This window comes from Citrobacter sp. Marseille-Q3906, assembly GCF_916618775.1.
Lineage (GTDB): Bacteria > Pseudomonadota > Gammaproteobacteria > Enterobacterales > Enterobacteriaceae > Citrobacter > Citrobacter murliniae.
The window spans coordinates 635,506-657,862 of the sequence record NZ_CAKAKA010000001.1; the positions used below are offsets into that span (position 1 = coordinate 635,506).

The window sequence follows — 22,357 nt, forward strand, 5'->3', positions numbered from 1 at the left end:
CCGGTAAGCGTAGCGCCACCGGGCAAATCAGCAGGGAGTTACTTCTTCAACCCCGCAAACGCTGCTCTGATCTCGTCTTCCGGCAGGTTAATGCCAATAAACACCAGTGTGCTGTGCGGTTGTTCGTCGCCCCACGGGCGGTCCCAGTCGGCGCTGTACAGGCGTTGCACGCCCTGAAACAGCAGGCGGTTGGGTTCGCCGTCAATCCATAGCATGCCTTTGTAGCGCAGCAGTTTCTCGGCGGATTCCAGCAGCAGATTTTCCATCACGCGGGACACGTCGCTGATGTTCACCGGGTAATCCAGCTCGACGACGATCGAGGAGATATCGTTTTGCTTGTCGGCGATAAAGTGGAAGCGCGGTTTGGCACTGACGATGTTCTCTTCCAGCATAAAACCATTGGTGTCGAACAGTTGTGCGAGGTCGATATCGCCGTGAGTCACGGTATATACCGGGGCGCGGGCATTGATGCGCGCCAGGCGCTCGCGCAATTTTTCACTGTTGCCAGCGACGTCAGTTTTAGTCAGCAGAATGCGATCTGCATAACCTACTTGCGACTGGGCGATGGTGAACTGATTCATTTGTTCGTCGGCATGTACCGCATCAACCAGCGCAATCACGCCGTCCAGCAGGTAGCGTTCGCAAATCACTTCATGGGAGAAAAAGGTCTGAATAATCGGGCCGGGATCGGCCATGCCGGTGCACTCAATCACCAGACGGTCAAAATTGATGGCGCCTTTGTCGAGATTATCGAGCAGGTCTAACAATGCGTCTTCCAGCTCGCTCGAACGGGTGCAGCAGATACAGCCGTTGGTCAGGGTTTTGATCTGCGTGGTACGGTCGCCAATCAGTTGATCGTCCACCGAGACTTCGCCGAATTCGTTTTCGATGACGGCAATTTTGTAACCGTGCTGCTCGTTGAGAATATGGCGCAGCAGGGTCGTTTTACCTGCGCCAAGAAAACCGGTGAGTAGGGTAACTGCAATCGGGGTCATTCATTTCTCCTTCTAACAGCAACTGCTTCCGCCGCTACCGTAGCGGGCTTCCTGGCGCTCGCGGAAGAATTCTTCGTAGGTCATGTACGGCTTATCGGGGTGGTTGGTCTTCATGTGCTCGACGTAGTTGTCGTAGTCCGGAATACCAATCAACATCTTTGCCGCCTGACCGAGATATTTTTTTGCCTGACCTAAAGTACCAAACATAAACAATCCTGATAAGCGAAAAGCCCCGCCGGAGCGGGGCTGAATACATCTTAGTGGTGTGAAGAGGTCTTCACGCCGCCTTCCGGCACTGGTACATACGGCGTCTCTTTATCAGAGCGACCGTTGATGGCGCGGGCTTTCTGCCAGGTACGGAACCCGTAGAAAATGATGCTGTACACCACCACCAGGAACAGAATACTCAGGCCGGCGTTGGTGTAGTTGTTGATGACGATATGGTTCATGTTGGCAATCTGCTGTGCGGTCAGCTCACCGCCGTTGGCAATCTTCTCTTTGTACTGATTTGCCATGAAGAAGAAGCCTTCCATCTGCGGGTTGGTGCTGAACAGTTTCAGACCCAGCGCCCAGGTGGTGCAGATAAGCAGCCATACTGCCGGGATAACAGTAACCCAGATGTATTTGGTACGCTGCATTTTAACCAGAACCACGGTGCCCAGAACCAGTGCTACGGCTGCCAGCATCTGGTTAGAGATACCGAACAGCGGCCACAGGCTCTTAACGCCGCCCAGCGGATCAACCACGCCCTGATACAGCAGATAGCCCCACAGACCTACACAGCCCGCAGTACCGACAACACCCGCAACCAGAGAGTCAGTTTTCTTCAGGAACGGTACGAAGTTACCCAGTAAATCCTGCAGCATGAAGCGGCCAGAACGGGTACCGGCATCCAGTGCGGTCAGGATGAACAGTGCTTCAAACAGAATACCGAAGTGGTACCAGAAGCCCATGTCAGCCATCGGCAGTACTTTATGGAACACGTGAGCGATACCAACAGCCAGTGTTGGCGCGCCACCAGCGCGGTTCAGTACGGACGGTTCGCCGATATCTTTCGCAGTTTGCAGGATCTGCTCAGGCGAAATCACGAAGCCCCAGGAGCTGACGGTTGCCGCGGCGTGTGCGGTAACGTCTTTCAGCTGCGCCATAATCAACGGCGCGTTCTCGCCACCCATTTCATGCAGGTTCGGCATGGTGATGCCAAGACCCGCAGGCGGGGTGTTCATTGCGAAGTACAGACCTGGCTCGATGATGGATGCTGCAACCAGCGCCATAATCGCCACGAAGGATTCCATCAGCATCGCGCCATAACCAATGAAACGCGCGTCGGTTTCACAGGCCAGCAGTTTCGGCGTGGTACCAGAGGCGATCAGCGCATGGAAACCAGATACCGCACCACAGGCGATGGTGATAAACAGGAATGGGAACAGAGCACCTTTCCACAGCGGACCCGTACCATCAACGTACTGTGTCATCGCCGGCATTTTCAGTTCCGGGTTGAGGATAACAATCCCCACAGCCAGACCGACGATAACGCCGATTTTCAGGAAGGTAGCCAGATAGTCACGCGGAGCGAGGATCAGCCATACCGGCAGCAGCGCAGAGATAAACGCGTAGCCAATAAGCGTAAAGGTAATGGTGGTGTCTTTAAAGGTCAGTGCCGGGCCCCAGTACGGGTCGTGGGCAATCACGCCGCCGAAGTAGATGGAGGCAACCAGCAGCACAATACCAATCACCGACACTTCACCCACACGTCCTGGTCGCAGGAAGCGCATGTAGATACCCATGAACAACGCGATTGGTACGGTTGAGCAGACGGTGAATACACCCCACGGGCTCTCAGCCAGTGCTTTCACCACGATCAGCGCCAGTACCGCGAGGATGATGATCATGATTAAGAAGCAGCCGAACAGCGCAATAGTTCCCGGTACCGGGCCCATCTCTTCTTTGATCATCTCACCGAGAGACGCACCGTTACGGCGGGAAGAGAAAAACAGCACCATGAAGTCCTGCACAGCCCCCGCCAGCACAACGCCGGCCAGCAGCCACAGCGTACCAGGCAGATAGCCCATCTGTGCGGCCAGTACCGGCCCAACCAGCGGACCTGCACCGGCGATAGCGGCAAAGTGGTGACCGAATAATACGTTACGGTTGGTCGGTACGTAGTTCAGACCGTCATTGTTGATGACCGCCGGCGTGGCACGCGTCGGGTCAAGTTTCATCACCTTCTGGGCGATGTACAGGCTGTAGTAGCGATAAGCCACCAGATAAACAGAGACAGAGGCGACCACAATCCACAGGGCGCTGATGTGTTCACCCCGACGTAAGGCCACTACCGAGAGGCAGAAAGCACCGATGATTCCGAGAATCACCCAGGGTATGTGCTTGAATATCTTTTTCGTATCCATAGTAAAACCTGGTATTAGATTAATAATTGGCCGAAGCCGCTTGGGTTTGATCTTGTGTTTGAGGAGGTAAATTGACTGCTATGCTGCAGAGGATCTTGCCAGAGAATTACGCGCGTAAAGTAAGGTAAATAAGTGAGTGGTTGTATGTCAGCTTAAGCGGTTCCAAGTGTCAGTGAGCGGTTTTCATTCGGCGTAACAGCATGAAATTATGTGATTTTCATCACATAATTTCATGGGCGATTATGAACTGTCGACAGTAGTCACACTGGCTTTGCAATGAGGTAGAGGTAATAGAGGGTTATGAGAATAACAACGGTATAAAATATGTACTTCTCTGCTTTATCGACTTCGTTTCTACTCAGGTGGTTAAGGAAGTCGAATACCCTCCATATCACGAGCAGCATCGCCGAAAAATAAATACCGATTCCAGCCATGCGAAATTCGCCATAGGGCAGCATTGCCAGCGTGAGACCGAGCAGTGTGCCAACAGTGGCCGCCGTGATGGATTTCCCTAGTTCATTGAATTTAAATGAAAATTTTTCATAGAAAAAAGCAGCTAATTTTTTGTCTGGATCAAACCTGCCACTGAATCTCAGTAAAATGACGGTGAGTAACGCATTCAAAATTATCAGGAACATGATGCTTTTGGGCGCGACATTCTCCAGTAAAATATCTGAAATCTCCGGAATAAATAGCTTTGGCACGACCGGGGTCATCGCCCCTAAAAAGAGTCCCAATACCATGAAGGGAAACGCGTTAGAAAGTAAGTCGAGATAATTATTTTTCACAGAAGGACTTCCTTGTTATAGCCGATGATAAAACAGACCCACTATTGGTAGCCGAAGCTTACGGCAATGAAAAGCCCTCTTAAAAGGTGGGGAAAGGAGTCATGGCGCTAGTTTGCGTTATGTATACGAGTGGTATTTACTGCTTTTTTCTGCGCCAGATGTCGCCAGAACATCTGCTTTTTGAACGATATTCGTAAAGTTTTCGCTTTCCAGGCCGAAAATTCTGACATCTGTCTAGCGGAAAGAGAAAACATGTTAAAACGAATGAAGATTGTTACCAGCCTATTGCTGGTACTGGCGCTGTTTGGCCTTTTACAGCTTGCCTCAGGGGGTTTGTTCTTTAACTCATTAAAGAATGACAAAGAGAACTTTACCGTTCTGCAAACTATTCGCCAGCAGCAGTCTGCGCTGAATGCGACCTGGGTTGAATTGCTGCAAACGCGAAATACCCTTAACCGGGCAGGCATTCGCTACATGATGGATCAGAGCAATATTGGCAGCGGTGCGACCGTTGCAGAACTGATGCAGGTAGCCAGCACCGCGCTGAAACTGACGGAAAAAAACTGGGCGATTTATGAATCGCTCCCACGCGATCCGCGTCAAAGCGAAGCCGCTTTCCAGGAGATCAACCGCACGTATGATATCTACCACGGTGCGCTGGCGGAGCTGATCCAGTTGCTGGGTGATGGGAAGATCAATGCGTTCTTTGATCAACCGACTCAAAGCTATCAGGATGGTTTTGAGAAGCAGTATATGAGCTACATGCAGCAGAACGATCGCCTGTATGACATCGCGGTTGAGGACAACAACAGTTCCTACAGCCAGGCGCTGTGGGTGCTGGTATGTGTATTGATTACCGTACTGGCAGCAATTATCGCTGTCTGGTTTGGTATTAAGCTTTCGCTTATTGCCCCGATGAACCGACTGATCGATAGCATTCGTCATATTGCCAGCGGCGATTTGGTGAAACGTATTGATGTGGAAGGTTCCAACGAGATTGGTCAACTGGCAGAAAGTTTGCGTCACATGCAGGGTGAGTTGATGAGCACCGTCGGCGATGTGCGTAACGGCGCCAACGCCATTTACAGCGGTGCCAGCGAGATTGCGATGGGCAATAACGATCTCTCTTCACGTACTGAGCAGCAGGCGGCCTCTCTGGAAGAAACCGCGGCCAGCATGGAAGAGTTGACGGCGACTGTGAAGCAGAACGCGGAAAACGCGCGCCAGGCCAGCCATCTGGCGCTGAGTGCCTCAGAAACCGCGCAAAAAGGCGGGAAAGTGGTGGATAACGTGGTGCAAACCATGCGTGACATCGCTTCCAGTTCGCAGAAAATCGCCGACATTATTAGTGTTATCGATGGTATTGCCTTCCAGACTAACATCCTGGCTCTCAACGCGGCGGTAGAAGCGGCACGTGCGGGTGAACAGGGACGTGGGTTTGCGGTAGTCGCAGGTGAAGTCCGTAACCTGGCACAGCGTAGTGCTCAGGCCGCGCGCGAGATCAAGAGCCTGATTGAAGACTCGGTCAGCCGTGTGGATGTCGGCTCAACGCTGGTTGAAAGCGCCGGTGAAACCATGGATGAGATCGTGAATGCGGTAACCCGTGTGACCGATATTATGGGTGAGATCGCCTCTGCATCTGACGAGCAGAGCCGTGGTATCGACCAGGTTGGTCTGGCCGTTGCTGAAATGGATCGCGTGACGCAACAGAACGCCTCGCTGGTGGAAGAATCCGCCGCTGCCGCTGCCGCACTGGAAGAACAGGCCAGCCGTCTGACTCAGGCTGTTGCTGTATTCCGTATCCAGCACGATCAACAGCGTGCGCGTGATGTTACTGCAGCAAAACCGGTATCAACCACCGCTCAACCGCGTAAAGCTGCAGTAACGGATGCCGGTGAGAACTGGGAAACGTTTTAACTAAAAGTAGCTGGATGTCACTTTTCCGGTTACCGGGCAGCTAACTCAGCTTCAGGCGCATGGCGCAGCGTGATTCATACACCTGACCATGCGCCACTTCCTCTTCTCTTTTCTGGTGTAGCATCGCTGGAAGGGCATTGTCGGCCAGCATCTCAAACCCCAGTCGGGCATAGAATGGTGCATTCCATGGAACATCGCGGAAGGTAGTCAGCGTTAGCGATGTATAACCTTTCTCACGCGCCTGGTTCGCGACATAGTGAATCAATCCGCTACCAATACCCTTTCTCTGCCATTCCAGATGCAGAGAGACTTCGGCAATGAAAAGCGAGGACTCTTGCGCTTCTGTCAGTAAAAATCCAACGGGGTGATTATCCGCAAGCGCCAGCCAGCTCATCTGTTGTAAGACATATTGCCGATGTTGCTCGAGCGAAATGATGTGATCGCCTGCGATCCACGCAAGCGAGGGTATGTGTAGAAAACGCTGTCCTGCTGAGCGTTCAATGCCGGGCAGAGTTGCGATATCAGCGAGGGTGGTATCACGGAAAAGTATATTCATGCGGGAAAGTATAACAGGGGGGGATTACGATCCGGTAACGCGCTGTTACCGGATCATTGGGGTAATTACTCCTGACGTGGATCGCTAATTGGCTGGCGGACCAGGAAGATGTAAGCGAGCGCGCCTACCATAGTAACGCAACCGCAGATAATCAGCGCCAGACGGAAAGAGTTCGTTGTATCAACAATAAATCCGGTGACGATCGGCGCGAACGATGCACAAATAAAGCTGGCAAAGTTCTGGATGCTGCCCACTGAGGCGGTCATGCGTGAAGCCACCGCAACGTGGATTAGTCCCCAGCAGGATGTTCCGGCGAAGTGGATGCAGAACAGCGCCATCCCGATCAGTAAAACTGCAGCCATGGACGTTGTTGCCTGCGGCACTACGAAGGTGAATGCAGCCGAGCAGAACATTCCGGCAATGATACAAATCTTACGGCTCTTAATGGGAGCCATACCCCCTTTTACCAGCCAGTCGGTGACAAAGCCATTAATCAGCATCCCGGCTGCACCAAACAGGAATGGGATTGCCGCCATTAATCCGGTGCTTTTTAAATCAAGGTTATAAGAAGTTTGCAGGTAACCCGGCAGCCAGGCCAGATACAACCATGCCGTATAGTTAATACCGCTAAAGCCCAGCATCATGCCCCACATAGTGCGGTTACGGAACAGGCTGCGCCATTCGGCAAAACTCAGTGGATCGCGACGAGCATTGACGCTCCCCGCATTCAGATACGCTTGTTCAGTGGCGCTCAGTTCAATTTGTTCGCGGTTCCGGTAAAGCATATACCAGCCAATGGCGAGGAAAATGCCCAGCACACCGATGGTAATGAACATCCAGCGCCAGCCCATGACCAGCATCATCGCAGCCAAAATCGGCGGACTAATGGCGACACCGATCGTGGAGGCAGCGTTGAACAATCCCATCGGGCGGCCACGCTCTTTGATGTTAAACCAGTCGTTGATTACCTTCACACCGCATGGGTTCATTGGCGCTTCGCCAATCCCCATCCCGATACGTACCAGTACAAACTGGGTGAAGGTGTGTACCATGCCGGACATCGCCTGAAACAGCGACCAGAAGAACATACCCAGTCCCAACATAATGCGTGGACCTTTACGATCCAGCAGCGGGCCGCAGGGAAGTTGCGCAATACCATAAGCGAGAGAGAACACGGACAACAGGATGCCGATTTGCGTTGCACTGAGTCCCAGTTCTTCACGAATAGTTAAGTTTGCTACCGACAACGAACTGCGGTCGAGATAATTAATAACCGCAGCAAAAAATAATAAAATCATTGCTGTGGTCTGAATACGTTTTATTCGACTACTGCGTTGAACCATGCCCTCAGGCGGAACATTAATATCCGCAGATGAGGGCGTGTCAAACGAAGAACTTGGGTCGAGTGTAATATTATTTTTTTCCACGCCGGACTCCTGAACCTCAATAAATTATTTGTTACACAACGTGCAGTTGCGCAGTATTGAAAAAATACCAGTGACAAATCAATTTGTTCATCACCGCTCACAAAAGTTTTTAATGCAGTCGACTTAGCGTGAGCATAGGCAAGAGGTATTTTCTGGCGTTTTTATTTTTATAGAATCGTGCTCCCGGTAATGATTTCCTGTTTTTTATCTGTTCTTAATGAGCGTTGTGGCTACTTTGGTTGATGGAGCGAATCATCGATTGTTTGGCTGAATTCAAATGGTTGCAGAGTGCCAGGGTAGCATCCAGGTCGCTGCGGCAAATCAGCGCGCTGAGGATGGTCATATGCTCATCAATGGCAATGATGTTGCGTTGCTTGAGGTCGCTTTCATCCCACTGATAGTGGAAATGGAAAATCACAGAGATAATTTCAAGTGATTGATTAAAAAATATATTATCAGCGGCGGATAGCAGCAAAGCATGGAACTCACGATCTAACTGCGAGAACATACGAAAGCTACTGCCGATGCTGTCGCGCAGTATGCGATGGCGCTCAAGCAGTGTTTTTGCCTGTAACCAACGCGGGTCATCGTCGGGCAGATTCAGGAAATGTTGCAGGGAATGTGTTTCCAGCATTTCTCGCAATTCGAACAGTTGTTCGGCGTAGGCCTGATCGAACTGCTTCATGCTCCACTGACCGCGCTTCTCATTCTTTATCAGATTGTAACGTTCGAATTTTAAAAGATATTCCCGTACAACTACCGGGCTGACGCCGGCGGCTCTGGCAAGCTGCAACTCGGAAAAACTTTCACCTGCGCGCAATTGGCGCTGGTTGATCATGGTGAAAAATGCCTGCTCAAAAATTCGATTTTGCTCGGTCATGGAGGCTGTGGTACACGAAAAACCATCCTCATGGTTGGGTTTGCGTACGATAACGTAGTGGCTTCCTACCTGCGTTAATACGCCGCATTCGCCTAAATGGCTCAGCATGTGGCGTACGGTGGTACGACTAATGTTGTACATTTCCGCCAGTGCGCTTTGCGAAGGCAGCGGGGAAGGGATATGACCGCGTGCCATATCATCGATTATCTGGTTAATCACATTGTGGCGTAAGTTCTGTGAACGGCTCATGGAATCTCCTTTTTGCCTATTAAAACCCGATTTAAAACATTTTTATGCGCTGGGATTCACAGATTATGTTTCTGGTTTCTCCTGCATTTTTAATTTCGTTGATATCTGAGGCAACAAAAAAACAGGAGAGCCGAATCATGTCTACGATGAATACTTTGATTTGCCAGGAACCCAAAAAATTAGTCTGGAAAGAGCGTGAAATACCTATTCCAGGTGAAAGTGAAGCATTAATAAAAATTAAGTCTGTCGGGATCTGTGGGACTGATATTCATGCCTGGGGAGGCAACCAACCATTTTTTAGTTATCCACGCGTATTAGGTCATGAAATATGCGGGGAGATTGTTGGGCTGGGTAAGAATATACAAAACCTGAAAACGGGCCAGCAGGTGGCAGTTATTCCTTACGTCGCGTGTCAGCAGTGTCCGGCGTGCCAGAGCGGGCGTACCAACTGCTGTGAGAAGATTTCGGTGATTGGCGTACATCAGGATGGTGGATTCAGTGAGTATTTGTCCGTTCCGGTGACGAACCTGCTGGATGCGCAGGGAATTGACCCACATGCCGCTGCACTGATTGAACCGTATGCTATCAGCGCACATGCGGTGCGCCGGGCGGCGGTGATGCCAGGTGAGCAGGTTCTTGTCGTGGGGGCCGGGCCGATAGGTCTTGGGGCGGCAGCAATTGCCAAAGCCGATGGCGCACAGGTAGTGGTGGCAGATACCAGCCCCGCGCGCAGGGAACATGTTGTCTCCCGGTTGGGACTTCCGGTTCTCGATCCCGCTGCCGAAGATTTCGATGCGCAGCTACGTGCCCAGTTTGGTGGTTCACTGGCGCAAAAAGTCATTGATGCGACGGGTAATCAGCATGCGATGAACAATACGGTGAATTTGATTCGCCACGGCGGCAGCATCGTCTTTGTTGGGCTGTTCAAAGGTGATTTGCAGTTCTCTGACCCTGAGTTCCATAAGAAAGAAACCACCATGATGGGCAGTCGTAACGCCACGCCGGAAGATTTCGCCAAAGTGGGGCGGCTGATGTCTGAAGGCAAACTGACCGCTGACATGATGCTCACACACCGTTACGCGTTTGCCACGCTTGCGGAAATCTACGAGCGGGATGTGATTAACAACCGCGAATTAATCAAAGGTGTGATCACGTTCTGAGAAGGGTTTTGTGATGAAGACATTGAATCGACAAGATTTCCCTGGGGCAAGGTATCCGACGCGGGTGATCCAGTTTGGTGAAGGTAACTTCCTGCGCGCGTTTGTCGACTGGCAACTGGATATCCTGAATGAGAAGACAGATCTCCGGGCCGGAGTGACAATTGTTCGTCCGATTAATACGGATTTTCCACCTTCGCTGAATACCCAGGACGGGTTATATACCACGCTCATTCGCGGATTGAATGAGCAGGGCGATGCGGTGAGTGAGGCACGGCTAATCCGCTCGGTGAATAACGAGATCAACCCGTATCTGGATTTTACGGCGTATCTGGCGTTGGCTCACAATCCGGACATCCGCTTTGTATTTTCAAACACGACGGAGGCGGGGATTAGTTATCACGCCGGTGATAGCGTCGATGATGCGCCGCCAGTGAGTTTTCCGGCCAAACTGACGCGTCTGCTGCTGGAGCGCTTTAACCATTTCGACGGGGCGGCAGATAAGGGCTGGGTGATTATTCCTTGTGAGCTTATCGACTATAACGGTGATGCGCTTAAAACCCTGGTATTGCAGTACGCGCGAGACTGGCAGCTTTCTCCGGCGTTTACTGACTGGGTGGAAACCGCGAATACCTTCTGTTCTACACTGGTGGACCGGATTGTTACAGGCTATCCACGTGAAGAAGCTGCGGCACTGGAACAAACGCTGGGTTATCACGATGCATTTCTGGATACAGCCGAGCATTTTTACCTGTTCGTCATTCAGGGGCCTTTATGGCTGGCTGAAGAGTTGAAACTGGCGGAGTGCCCGTTAAATATCCGCGTGGTGAGCGATATTAAACCGTACAAGGAACGTAAGGTTGCCATTCTTAACGGCGCTCATACCGCACTGGTGCCTGTGGCCTGGCTGTGTGGGCTGGAGACCGTTGGTGAGGCGATGCAGGATGCTGATATACGCCACTTTGTTGAGCAGGCAATTGACAGGGAGGTCATCCCTGTTTTGGATCTTCCGGCCGATGAGTTGCGTGAATTTGCTGGTGCGGTTAGTGGACGTTTTCAGAACCCTTATATTCGTCATCAGCTCCTCTCCATTGCGCTTAATGGGATGACAAAATTTCGCACACGTATTTTGCCGCAGTTGCTGGCAGGGCAGCAAGATGCACGCTGGCCGGTGCGGTTGACGTTTGCACTGGCTGCGTTAATCGCGTTTTATCGCGGGGAACGGGCGGGAGAGAATTATCCATTACAGGATGATGAGCAGTGGATCCGCCGCTATGCCGATCTCTGGCCGAGGATTGGTAATGACCTGACGCTGCGTGAGCTGGTGATGGTTGTGCTCGGTGATGCCACTCACTGGGGGCAAGATCTTACATTGCTGCCAGGGCTTGTCGAACAGGTGACGGCAAACCTGGAGTTAATACTGGTGCAGGGAATGCGCCACGCCGTACAAAGTCTGGATTAAGGTTGCCATGCAGCGCCCGGAGTGGTGTTGGGCGCTGTTTTTTTTACCCTTGTAAATCCACAACTTTAATTTCAACCATCCCGATCCCCAGCTTACGCGGCGAGTGGCCCAGAATGTTCCCCTCGTTGGTGGCGACGGGGTCGGGCGGGACAATCACCAGCGTATTGGCATCTGCCGGGTTATCAAAATGCAGCGTGATGGTGCTGATATCATGGCTTAGCACCAGCGTTTGCTCCTCGTTGCCCACGCGTACGGGAATAGGACGGTTGGCGTTGTCGCCGAAAGCTTTCGCGGTGATGATCAGATCAAATTTCTTCGGCAACGGAGCCTTGTATTCGATTTTTACCTCTTCGCTCAGTTGCGCATTGGACCAGCGTCCCCAGGATTCGGGGCGTGAAATCCCACTAAACTGTTTCACCTCTTCCGGCGCACCTGCCACGTTAAAGACAAAACTGTCGGCTTTGTAACGAATATCGTTATCTACAATTTTCAGCGTATCGACGTTACCTTTGTAACGCTCCATGTCGATAACTGTATCTTTAAACGCAGTCTTACCTTTCCATTTCGCTTTATCGACGTGCTGTACAATTTGCTGGCCGCCTAACTGGCCCTGCGATACGCACCAGTCGGTAGAGAGTGCCAGCTCTGGTGCCCATAACTGCGCCATTTTGTAGCAGCGGTCTACCCACACAAAGTTATCGCGTGGGGCGAAATCAGCAAGCTGGAAGCGCAGTGGGGCAGAGTATTCACTTTCCGGCAACGGCTCAACGCGTTTGTCTGATACGCGCAGCAGCAGCGGCAGGCGGAAATGGCTCCCCGAGAAGGCGATCATGTTTTTGTCCTGATCGACGGTAAACTCTTTTATCTCTTTGGGAAACTTCCACAGACGAATGATATCGGGCTTCCACGCCAGCATTTTTTCTTTGATATTCAGGAACACTTCCGATACGGATTCGCTCGACAAACTGCTACGTCCGAGGCCGATAAAGTTATCGCCGCCCAGAATATCCAGCACCGTTGCGCCGTTATCCATGGTGTTACGTTTCACGGCCAGCGTCTCCTGCTGAGGCTTGTCACCACGCAGAACGAAGAACAGATTGTTGCGATCTTGCTTATTCAGATACTTCCATGCGGTGTTGTTCATCGCCAGGTGATCGGAAGAGACCACGATAACGGTATCTTTAAACCACGGTGAGGCTTTGATCTTATTGATAAATTCAGCAATATTTTCCTGGCTACAACTGACTGCGCTAAAGGATTGGTTCGCCTTACCATCGATATCATAGCGTTTGCGGTTACAGGTACGGGAGATGAAACCATCCGGATGATGGGTATCTACCGTCAGTGTGAACAGTGAAAAACGTTGGCCGGAGCGGGAAAGCTCTTCGAATTTTTTCCATGCCTCATCCAGTACGGTGCCGTCGTAAAAACCCCAGTCGTTACGGTATGCTGGGTCTGCCACCACGCTTTTTAACTCTTCCGCGCCGTACAGATAATCAAAACCATGGGATTTCAGAAAGACGTCTTTTCCGGCAAAGCGCAGATTTGCACCTTGTACAAAGTAGTTGTGATAGCCGGAGTTTTTCAGGATATCACCCAGGCAGATATTTTGTGGGAAGAAACTGGAGACTGATGCTGAAGCGTTACCTTCAAACGGGGCAAACAGCGGAATACCACACTGTGAGGCCACCATTCCGGCGATGGTGTAATCCGTACCCGGTAACTGCATGGTATTGCTGAAGTCCATTCCTTCGTTTTTTAATGCACCCAGCTCCGGAGTCAGGTCCGGGAACGCATCATTATTAAAATAGGTACGCTCCAGGCTTTCGCCGTAGATATAAACCAGGTTCAGCTTCGGGTTAGGGATCGTTTTTGATGGCTCTTTGTAATACGCCGTGAAGTCCGGATCGCCATCGCGAGACTGGGATTTGACCAGTTCGGTTATCTGGTGGAATGCCGGGCTGGCATCAACGGAAGCCAGTGCCAGTATCAGGGCCAGCAGACTGTAGCCAACGTGATGAGGATGATGGCGACGGCGGCGAAGTACCCAGCCCAGGGCGCCAAATACGACAGTCAGCGCCAGTGCAATCCCTACACCCGGAAGAACATATTTGCTGACGCCCGCGCCGGTCAGGCTGTTGGTCAGCGTATAGAGCACCGCATCGTTGATGCCATCTCCGGTGAAATAGTTGCTGGCATACAGTGTGATATTTAAGACAATAAAAATTCCCAGCACCGTTAACATGGCGGCAAACCACCAGGTGTTGCGACCCGCTTTCCAGGCGTAAATCAATACCGAAGCGAGAAACAGAGCGATGGAGAATAATTCAGACAACGGACGATCCTCAGTAAGCCGGGCAATTAATTGCCTGGCAGGCTAATCATTTCTGGACTGTACAATGTAATAGCGTTGTTATATTGCTGCAATTCTAGTGACATTTAATTACGTTGTTATTCAGAATTGGTTTAGATATGCGTGTTTTTGAGGGGGATCACTATGTGGTCAGTGGGGAGCAGATTCGAAGAGTAGATTGAAGCCGCGCAGGCCGGGAAAAGGCGGTACGCGGCGCTTATCACATCAGGAAATAAAGTTCATACCCTGTTTTAATACTAGATCGCAGGCCTTGGTTTTAACTTGCTTTGCCAGCGAGCTGTTACCAATCGTGTCCAGGTTAAGCTGTTGACCATCTTTGGCGTTCAGCAGGCCCTGAATACCATCCAGGTAGTTGGTATCTTTTTTCTGTTCCGTCGTTCCCAACCCCAGCTTATCCAGAACCTGGTTTTTGACGTTTTCAGTATCTGTGACCGAGGCGAGCTTCTGTTTTGCACAATATTCCAGAATACCGGCCGCGTTATTCATACTGTTCGACGTGAGCGACTGATTACTGCTCAGCAGGCTGGTCAGGGAAGAGAGTGAGGTGCTGCTCTGTGAGCCAGTGCTTTGCTTACTCAGTTCACTGGCAGCGCTGGAGAGCGAATCTTGCCAGGAGGCGGCGAAAACGCCAGTAGAGATTAGTGTGCTGGCGGCAACCGCACAGCAAAGAAGACGTTTTGTTGCTTTCATCATTACAGGTCACTCGTGTTATGCCTTTTCAGCGCAGTATAGCGCTGGATCACTTAGGAGTGTTCCCAATACTTTAATACTCTTTACCAGTAACCCGGCTACGGTAACTTTCCCAGTTAAAAATGACCCACAGGCTGTTGCCGAGTCGCATACGATCCATCACGCGCTCACCCAGCAGTTTGTTCATCTCATCCATATTGCTGTTTGTCAGCATGCCGGTCGGGCGCTTGGAGGAAGAACGACGATCGACGATCTGATTGATGATCACTTTTTCATAGCGGGATTCGGTCTGCATACCGATTTCGTCGATCACCAGCAGATCCACGTTGCTGAGATCGTTGAGCAGTTGTTCTTCGCTGGTTTCACGGTTACTGAAGGTATCCTTCATCGCTGACATAATATCAGCCACAGTAATGATCAGTACTGACTTGCCGCGCAGCAGCAGTTCGTTGCAAATAGCTGCGGCCAGATGGTTTTTTCCGGTGCCGGGTTTGCCGGAGAAGATAAAGCTGGCAATGTTGCCATCAAACTCGTCAACGTACTGGCGGGCTTTGCTCAGGGCATTCATTTGACCTTCACACTCGACCCGGTAGTTATCGAACGAGCAGTTTTGGTGCAGGGGACGGATACCTGAACGGTTGAATGTGCGCTGCATCTTCATTGCCCGGTTCTCACGAGCCAGCGCCGCAGCCCGAATTTCACCTTGCTCTTTTTGCCATGCTAGCAACTCCTCGCCCGTTTTAAACGCGGGCTTTACATTGGGTGGCATCATTTTTTGCAGACGTTTCATCAGGTCGCCAACGTTTTTCATCGTTATCCTCTAAAACCTGGTGGAATATGGCTGTCAGGTTCGCTGACACTATTTACATCACGCTTTGGCATCCCGCCATTGCTGGCCCGGCCAATCTGTATGCTACGCGCCAGTTTTTGTTGCCACTGAATGTGGTGAAAGACTTTACCTTCCGCCTGCCAGTAGGCAACAAATGAAGCCAGTTCTTCGGCGGTGACTGGCTCTCTCAACGCCACGCCCCACAGGGCGGCCTGTCGCTGAAAGTCGGCGTCTGGCTGCCAGTCAGCGTACATCGCAAATTTCCCCATTGGCACGGTAACAGGAGCGGCTTGCGGCTCTTCATAAAATTGCGCGTCCAACGTTACATCGCTTCCCGGACGTGACAGTTTCTCTTCAAGCGCCAATAGCTCAGCTAGCCGCGCAGGGGTAACCGCGTAAAAGGCAGGTGCGTTATTGGCGAAAACGGCCACAGCACCCCCTACTGACTTTGCCAGCACCGCGTTGTGATCGTGTAATAAGGCGTCAATGCTGATGACGTCCGGGGTCAAAATTTTGCAGGACATAATGTTTCTCAATACCGAACAACAACCGAGAAGGGGACTGCTTTTATAGTAACACAGAGAAGAGGGAGAGCAGCAGGATGAGGGAAGGTCGCCCCCATCCGTTGGATTGTAAGAAGGTTAATCAGTTATACGCGCGGGCGCTTTCTATACAGCCATAATCCCGGAACTGAAAGCCCGATAGAGAGTGCGCCCACAATAGATGAAGCTTTCAGAAAGTTGGTCAGCAGGGTGATCATCAGCGCTTCGCTGTAACCAAAATGACCGATTTTTACGGCGGATATCATGGCTGTGTAGGCCGAGATCCCGGGGAACATCGGGATCACCGCCGCGACGGTGAAGACTTTCGGGTGCGCCAGATACCAGCGAGACCACTGGATCCCAATACAACCTACGAGCAATGAAGCTAAAAAGGTTGACCATTCGATATTGAGTCCTGCGGTCATTACAGCCATTCGCGAGCCGTGCCCGAGCGCACCGAGCAAGGCGCACCACGGGAGTGCCCGATGAGGCACGTTAAACACCATGGCAAACCCCAGGGCGGGAATTGCAGACAGGACCATATCCTGCAGTAGTGCAAAAATGAAATCCATCACACCCATCCTCGCAGCCCCCATATCGTCATCGACATCACTACGCCAACGCAGGTGGCCAGTGTGAGCAGACTGGCAATAGCCCAGCGAGCAAGGCCGGTATTAATGTGTCCTTTAAACATATCTGCAACGGAGTTAATCAGTGGGAAACCCGGAACCAGCAGCAGCACGCTGGCTGCCATTGCCACGGTCGGCGTGTGATTAAAGGTGGGCAGAGTCAGCATCAGGCCAGATATCGTTGTGGCAACAAAAGCGGTGATACAAAAGTTGATTTGCGGATGTAAATGCCGGGAGGCCAGAATTTGGCGAATGTACATGGCGATCATGCTGGCAAAAAAGGTGATAACGGCACCATCCCATCCTCCCTTATTGAGCTTACAAAAGCAGGCACAGGATAACCCGACCATGAAAGCAACCAGCCATCTTGGGTAGCGCAGCGGTTTAATTTGGCTAAAGCGTTTCTCAACACCTTTGTCATCCAGTAGCTTGTGTTCTGCCAAAATAACGATGTGCTGCACTTCCGTAACGACGTGCATATTAATGCCGCGATCGTGATTTTTACGGGTCGATGTCAGGCATTGTCCGTCTTTAATCGTGGTCAGGACGATTGCGTTAGATGATATGGCGCTTTCTACGCTGTCCATTCCAAGAGCCAGCCCAAGGCGGGTGGAGAGCTCGTCAACCAGTGCGCTTTCTGCCCCATGTTGCAGTAAAAAAAGCCCGCATTGTATACATAACCGTGTAACCGTTCGTTGTGACGACTGCTCTGTTTGCATAGCTCACTCTGACTGAAAAAACGCTCTCTGAATGACGAATGTCTACTTTTATCATGAAGTATAAGCCCAATGGCTCTGGCTAAGATCAATATTTGTGTTGAAAAAAAGAGACATCGTGCTTGTCTGCTGAATGTGAAGCGACATTTAGTTTTAGCGATTGAGTGAAAATTTAAGTTGTTTGAAGCATCCTCTCACCATACTGAGCCTGCTAACTTACGATCAGAAAGCGTTATTATTTTATGGACTGAATGCTAAATAAGTTAGAATGGCTAATGTTATAGTTTAGTTATTTTAATTGTACATTTAATGTTTTATGAGTAATTATGCGACGATGGCTCTATAGCAAAGTACTATTAGGATTATAGTGCTATTATGCGGTCTGAATTATCATGAATTAAATTAAGGATAAACAATTCACAATATCTATTATTTACTCTAACCATTCCTTATTGATTATGTTACTTACCCATTAAGAATTTATAGAGTGAATGAGATAAACGGCATATGGACGTGGAGGATATATGTTGCCAGGACGCAGCAAAAACGCAGTTGTTATTAGTACGCTGCCGATTATGCAAGCGGGATTAAAGAGTGTAATTCAAACTCATTTCCCAAATTATGAGCTCACCTGTTTCCGCAGTGCAGAAGAACTCACTTTATTGCAGCTACGACGTTCCGATTTGGTGATGATTGATTTAACTGGGGACTTTAGCCAGCCGCGTTCAGTCTGTGAACAGTATTATTCTTTATTATCTCAGTACCGTGATATCCACTGGGTCTTCCTCGTTTCTCGCAAATTTTATCCGCTAGCCGTTGAATTGTTGATGTGCCCTTGTAGTTCGTTGTTGTCTGATGCGGAGCCAATCGAAAGTTTAGTGAATGTAATTCATGTGGGAAATACTCGCGCCGAGAGAATTAGCAAAATGTTGCTCTCACCGCCCGTAACGCCTGAAATCCTGGAACATAGCGTGCAGTCGATAGTGCTTACCCTGTCAGAGAGAAAAGTGTTGCGACTGCTGGGGAAAGGTTGGGGAATTAATCAGATAGCGATGTTGCTTAAGAAAAGCAATAAAACAATCAGTGCCCAAAAAAATAGTGCGATGCGTCGTTTATCAATACATAGCAATGCAGAGATGTATGCATGGATCAATAGTTCTCAAGGATCACGAGAACTGAATTTACCTTCATTGTATGGAGAAACCACGGAATGGAAAAAAGAAGTGTCAAACGAAATGTCGCGTTGGTAGAAAAGTGTGTAATGAGCAGTGTGGGTATTAATAATTTATTTAATACCATGCCAAAAAATCAATACAAACTTCATCTCTTTTCCAGCCAGTCTGACTTTAGCCAGACAATGATAAATATGCCATTTTCAGCGGTTATTTTTTCACTTCCCGCGATAAGAACTGATCGACGAGCTGGACTGGTATATCTGACTGAATTGGCGGTGAACTTCCCTCATATTCGCCGCGTGGTTATTGCCGATGATGATGCTGAAGTGCGTTTAATTGGCTCTCTGTCGCCGTTACCACTGGATGGTGTTCTTAGCAAAGCATCCTCGTTAAGCGTTTTACAGGAGGGATTATTTGCAGCCTTGAATTTTGCTAGCAGGGAAACAGAAAGCACGAAAAACCTTTGGTATATCAACCAAAGTCGTATGCTGAGTCCAACAGAGCGTGAAATTCTACGCTTTATGTCGAATGGTTATTCGATGCCGCAAATTGCTATTCAGCTTGAGCGGAATATTAAAACCATTAGGGCGCATAAATTTAATGCAATGTCTAAACTGGGCGTTAGCTCCGATGCCGGGTTATTGAACGCTGCCGATATTCTGTTATATCTGCGTGCCGGGGAGTCGACACCATTTATCCATGCAGTTTCGTAACGGTGTTATTGATCAATTAGTGCCGGGGTTAGTCACCGGCACAAAGACCTGGGTTCGTTACTGACACACGTCTACCCAGGTTGCAGCAGTCAGCTCAGCCATTCTGTCAGGTGCGATGCGAACCGCGCTGTGTGTGGCTCCCGCCGCGGGGAGTACTTCAGCATAGCGTTTCAGCGATATATCACAGTACACGGAAATTGGTGTTTCCAGGCCAAACGGACAAACCCCGCCAACGGGATGACCTGTAGCATTGACCACCTCATCGCTACTCAGCATACGAGCCTTAGCACCAAACGTATTCTTCAGTTTCTTATTGTCCAGACGAGCATCCCCTTTGGCGACCACCAGGATAATGTCGTTTTTTACTTTCAGCGAAAGCGTTTTTGCGATCTGACCTGGCTCGACGTTATGGGCTTTTGCAGCCAGATCAACCGTTGCTGTGCTTTGGTCTAATTCGATGATTTCAATATCCGGGGCATGCTCCGCCAAAAACTGCCGTACTGATTGTAAACTCATTCTTTTCTCCCAATTGCCAGTAAGCAGCCCTATATAGCAAAAAACTGCATGGCGTAATTTGTCACAGGGAAAGTATCACTGTAAATATTTTATTGTAACAACGCCGCAACATCAGATTCAGTTAACAGGGAAGGAGAATAAGCAGGCAGTTAAGAATGACGAGGGGGCAGTTCTTCTTTTATTTCAACGTACAGTCACCGCACTGCTGGACATCGGGTAGACGGTAGCGCTGGCAACAGGTTCTGCGAACCAGCAGCCCTTCACGCGGAACAACAGTACGCCACAAAGGATTGTCCCGGCCACAGGATAACTGTTTCTCAAAGAAGCAGGCTTGTCGCAACATTGTCAGTAATTCATCACCGAGTAACGGTTTCATCTCCGTTAAATACCAGTGAATTAAATATCCGGTGTTGCTCCAGATAAGCTTACCGTTGATCTCACCTGTCGACTCCAGCGCCTGAACAACGGGTGTCAGTGCTGAGAGAATCAGTGTTTCCATCCGTTGTTGTGGAGTGAAGGCAGTGGCGTGTTTATCCTGATGTACATCTATCCAGAAACATGCAGCACGACCCGTTTCGTGAAACTCGACGTGCATATGTTCTGGAGCGGTATCGATGGCTTCTTTTTGTGTCAGAAGGGCTAACATCAGCGGAGGCATCATCAGCCCGATATACCATTGCGCCCACAGGGAAATCAGTGGCTTATTTTCGCGTGTTAATGTGGGTTGGTTACGATATATATGGTCAGAATAAACTGCCAGCAACGAGTTTAGCGTAGCGGGCTGGGTCCATTCATGCAGCGTCATGGCATTTTGTGGCGGTGTTTCGTCAAGACGAATGAAGTCCAGCAGATGCTCGCGGGTCTGAGCGATTGTTGCTCGCACGGAATCTGCCAGCGATGCTTTCTCGGGAGGGAGAGGGGTTCGCCAGATGACATCTTCAACGATCGGTGCGGAACGGTAAGCCATGTCTATATAGAGATGTTAATCTAAATGATAATGATTGCCAATCCTATAGGCGAGGGAAAACGATGGCAAGATTTTTGTCGCGATGTTGGACAACAGCGCACAGATAGCTCAGACCGAGGGGCTGCTTACCCGTAGTTCATCACTGACCAGAGTGTTATTACGGCCCAGCTTCTTGGCTTCGTAGAGGGCTTTGTCTGCTTTAGCGATGGCTTCGTCAATCTCCTGATCTACCAATGGTGCAATGCCGATACTGACGGTCACATTGGTCGCCACGCTTTCATTAAACATGTGAGGAATTTTAAGATCGTAGACCTTCTGGCGAATTCGCTCGGCAGCAGCCTGTGCCTGCGCTGGATCGATAGCGGTCAGCAACACCATAAACTCTTCACCACCAAAACGCGCCACTACGTCCCGCGAGCGCACTGAGTCGCGAATAGCGGCAGAAACACGAATCAGCGCCTGATCGCCCATCATATGGCCGTAATGATCGTTGTAGGCTTTGAAATGGTCGATATCCAGCAACAGGACATAGTGCCTGGAATTACTGAGGGCCAGCAGCGTATCAAGCCGGTTTTGCAGGCCCCGGCGATTATACAGACCCGTTAATGGGTCGAGCATACTAAGTCCGTTTAGTGTTTCACGCTCTTCCAGCAGCTTGTACATCAACTGCTGGGCAAAACCGTCATAGCGCTTTTGTATCACGTGTTGAATAGCGATCCCGGCCATGGGCAGCGCCATAAAATAGATAATTCGCAGACCGTGCTCGCTACCGTTAAGCCACAGACACACGGCGACTGAAGGTAATGAATGGAGGGTAAACGCAATGATATTATTGGCAAAAGCAATCGAGCCAATAAACAGCACGCTGAGAAGCGCTATCAATAGAAAATAGTAATCATTATGACCTAATACAGAAGATTTCAGAACAATATGTGTCGCCCATAACAAGCCAAAAATGATTGAAATAAGGGGGAGATTAATTCTTTTATCGACATATTTCTCATGCCAGACCAACAACAGCGTACTCGCGGCGCAGATGAGTACTGCTGGTGCGGATAATGCCTTGACGGCAAAAAGCGGGAAGAAAAGCGTAAACAACGAGGAGACTGCGTTGAGAAGCAGAAACAAACGTAAAGAGAGTTGGTATTTTTTAGTGCGCAGAGCTCGCCAGGATTGTACTGTCATAGGTAAATATTGTTATTTATCTGCAAGATACGAAGATGTGTTTGTCAGGGAAAAAATAACGAGTGAAAAATCATTCACATAGGTATTTATAGTTTTTTGTTGAAAAGCTAACCGCCGTGCAATTTATCACCTTCAATTATTCATGTCATCAATCGTTAAGTAAAACTCATATAATTGATAGT

The 22,357-nt window shown here is 50.0% G+C and carries 21 protein-coding genes; 5 read left to right on the forward strand and 16 right to left on the reverse strand.

Translation table 11 applies throughout. The features are described from left to right. Positions 1 to 38: 38 nt before the first annotated feature. From yjiA to LG384_RS02980, 4 genes are all read right to left on the reverse strand, one after another. Entirely contained in the window at positions 39 to 995 is a 957-nt protein-coding gene (yjiA, locus tag LG384_RS02965; protein WP_225760433.1) for a GTPase, read from the reverse strand. A gap of 12 nt (positions 996 to 1,007) precedes the next feature. After that, entirely contained in the window at positions 1,008 to 1,202 is a 195-nt protein-coding gene (locus LG384_RS02970; protein WP_003830038.1) for a YbdD/YjiX family protein, read from the reverse strand. Between the two features lie 50 nt (positions 1,203 to 1,252). Next, entirely contained in the window at positions 1,253 to 3,403 is a 2,151-nt protein-coding gene (gene btsT / locus LG384_RS02975; RefSeq protein WP_225760434.1) for a carbon starvation CstA family protein, read from the reverse strand. Between the two features lie 260 nt (positions 3,404 to 3,663). Then, complete coding sequence (locus tag LG384_RS02980) at positions 3,664 to 4,191, reverse strand: hypothetical protein (RefSeq protein ID WP_048222146.1); 528 nt, start codon at positions 4,189 to 4,191, stop codon at positions 3,664 to 3,666. A 252-nt stretch (positions 4,192 to 4,443) separates the two neighbouring features. Here LG384_RS02980 and tsr point away from each other — a divergent pair, with 252 nt between their 5' ends. Beyond that, on the forward strand, positions 4,444 to 6,108 hold the full coding sequence (gene tsr, locus LG384_RS02985) for a methyl-accepting chemotaxis protein (protein WP_048222802.1): 1,665 nt from the start codon (positions 4,444 to 4,446) through the stop codon (positions 6,106 to 6,108). Between the two features lie 40 nt (positions 6,109 to 6,148). Here tsr and LG384_RS02990 read toward each other — a convergent pair whose 3' ends face one another. The 3 genes from LG384_RS02990 to LG384_RS03000 form a co-directional block, all read right to left on the reverse strand. Then, complete coding sequence (locus tag LG384_RS02990) at positions 6,149 to 6,664, reverse strand: GNAT family N-acetyltransferase (RefSeq protein WP_225760435.1); 516 nt, start codon at positions 6,662 to 6,664, stop codon at positions 6,149 to 6,151. Positions 6,665 to 6,729: 65 nt separating this feature from the next. Then, positions 6,730 to 8,091, reverse strand: a complete 1,362-nt coding sequence (locus LG384_RS02995; protein WP_045439413.1) for an MFS transporter — start codon at positions 8,089 to 8,091, stop codon at positions 6,730 to 6,732. A 214-nt stretch (positions 8,092 to 8,305) separates the two neighbouring features. Next, complete coding sequence (locus LG384_RS03000; protein ID WP_045439416.1) at positions 8,306 to 9,220, reverse strand: GntR family transcriptional regulator; 915 nt, start codon at positions 9,218 to 9,220, stop codon at positions 8,306 to 8,308. Between the two features lie 137 nt (positions 9,221 to 9,357). On the opposite strand from LG384_RS03000, the gene LG384_RS03005 reads away from it, so the two are divergent. Continuing rightward, positions 9,358 to 10,380, forward strand: coding sequence for a zinc-binding alcohol dehydrogenase family protein (locus LG384_RS03005; RefSeq protein ID WP_045439419.1), 1,023 nt, complete (start codon positions 9,358 to 9,360; stop codon positions 10,378 to 10,380). 13 nt (positions 10,381 to 10,393) lie between these two features. Beyond that, on the forward strand, positions 10,394 to 11,839 hold the full coding sequence (locus LG384_RS03010; protein WP_045439422.1) for a tagaturonate reductase: 1,446 nt from the start codon (positions 10,394 to 10,396) through the stop codon (positions 11,837 to 11,839). Between the two features lie 43 nt (positions 11,840 to 11,882). Here LG384_RS03010 and opgB read toward each other — a convergent pair whose 3' ends face one another. The 6 genes from opgB to LG384_RS03040 all read right to left on the reverse strand — a co-directional run bounded on the left by opgB (position 11,883) and on the right by LG384_RS03040 (position 17,622). Continuing rightward, positions 11,883 to 14,174 (reverse strand): phosphatidylglycerol--membrane-oligosaccharide glycerophosphotransferase, encoded by a 2,292-nt coding sequence (opgB, locus tag LG384_RS03015; RefSeq protein WP_225760436.1) that lies wholly within the window; start codon positions 14,172 to 14,174, stop codon positions 11,883 to 11,885. A 243-nt stretch (positions 14,175 to 14,417) separates the two neighbouring features. Beyond that, entirely contained in the window at positions 14,418 to 14,906 is a 489-nt protein-coding gene (locus tag LG384_RS03020; RefSeq protein WP_045439427.1) for a DUF2501 domain-containing protein, read from the reverse strand. 70 nt (positions 14,907 to 14,976) lie between these two features. Further along, positions 14,977 to 15,714, reverse strand: a complete 738-nt coding sequence (gene dnaC, locus LG384_RS03025) for a DNA replication protein DnaC (protein ID WP_045439430.1) — start codon at positions 15,712 to 15,714, stop codon at positions 14,977 to 14,979. A 2-nt stretch (positions 15,715 to 15,716) separates the two neighbouring features. Beyond that, positions 15,717 to 16,256, reverse strand: coding sequence for a primosomal protein DnaT (gene dnaT, locus LG384_RS03030; protein ID WP_200011365.1), 540 nt, complete (start codon positions 16,254 to 16,256; stop codon positions 15,717 to 15,719). Between the two features lie 125 nt (positions 16,257 to 16,381). Continuing rightward, positions 16,382 to 16,855 (reverse strand): threonine/serine exporter, encoded by a 474-nt coding sequence (locus tag LG384_RS03035; RefSeq protein WP_045439436.1) that lies wholly within the window; start codon positions 16,853 to 16,855, stop codon positions 16,382 to 16,384. Beyond that, positions 16,846 to 17,622, reverse strand: a complete 777-nt coding sequence (locus tag LG384_RS03040) for a threonine/serine exporter ThrE family protein (protein ID WP_045439439.1) — start codon at positions 17,620 to 17,622, stop codon at positions 16,846 to 16,848. Before LG384_RS03040 ends, LG384_RS03035 begins: the two co-directional genes overlap by 10 nt. Before the next feature lie 521 nt (positions 17,623 to 18,143). Between LG384_RS03040 and LG384_RS03045 the strand changes: the two genes are divergently transcribed. Continuing rightward, positions 18,144 to 18,869 (forward strand): response regulator transcription factor, encoded by a 726-nt coding sequence (locus tag LG384_RS03045; protein ID WP_045439442.1) that lies wholly within the window; start codon positions 18,144 to 18,146, stop codon positions 18,867 to 18,869. Then, complete coding sequence (bglJ, locus tag LG384_RS03050; RefSeq protein ID WP_045439444.1) at positions 18,830 to 19,507, forward strand: DNA-binding transcriptional activator BglJ; 678 nt, start codon at positions 18,830 to 18,832, stop codon at positions 19,505 to 19,507. Before LG384_RS03045 ends, bglJ begins: the two co-directional genes overlap by 40 nt. Before the next feature lie 57 nt (positions 19,508 to 19,564). Here bglJ and LG384_RS03055 read toward each other — a convergent pair whose 3' ends face one another. The 3 genes from LG384_RS03055 to LG384_RS03065 all read right to left on the reverse strand — a co-directional run bounded on the left by LG384_RS03055 (position 19,565) and on the right by LG384_RS03065 (position 22,175). Continuing rightward, on the reverse strand, positions 19,565 to 20,023 hold the full coding sequence (locus tag LG384_RS03055; RefSeq protein WP_045439446.1) for a YbaK/EbsC family protein: 459 nt from the start codon (positions 20,021 to 20,023) through the stop codon (positions 19,565 to 19,567). 178 nt (positions 20,024 to 20,201) lie between these two features. After that, entirely contained in the window at positions 20,202 to 20,990 is a 789-nt protein-coding gene (gene fhuF, locus LG384_RS03060; RefSeq protein WP_045439449.1) for a siderophore-iron reductase FhuF, read from the reverse strand. 108 nt (positions 20,991 to 21,098) lie between these two features. Beyond that, positions 21,099 to 22,175, reverse strand: coding sequence for a GGDEF domain-containing protein (locus LG384_RS03065; protein WP_045439452.1), 1,077 nt, complete (start codon positions 22,173 to 22,175; stop codon positions 21,099 to 21,101). Positions 22,176 to 22,357: the final 182 nt, after the last annotated feature.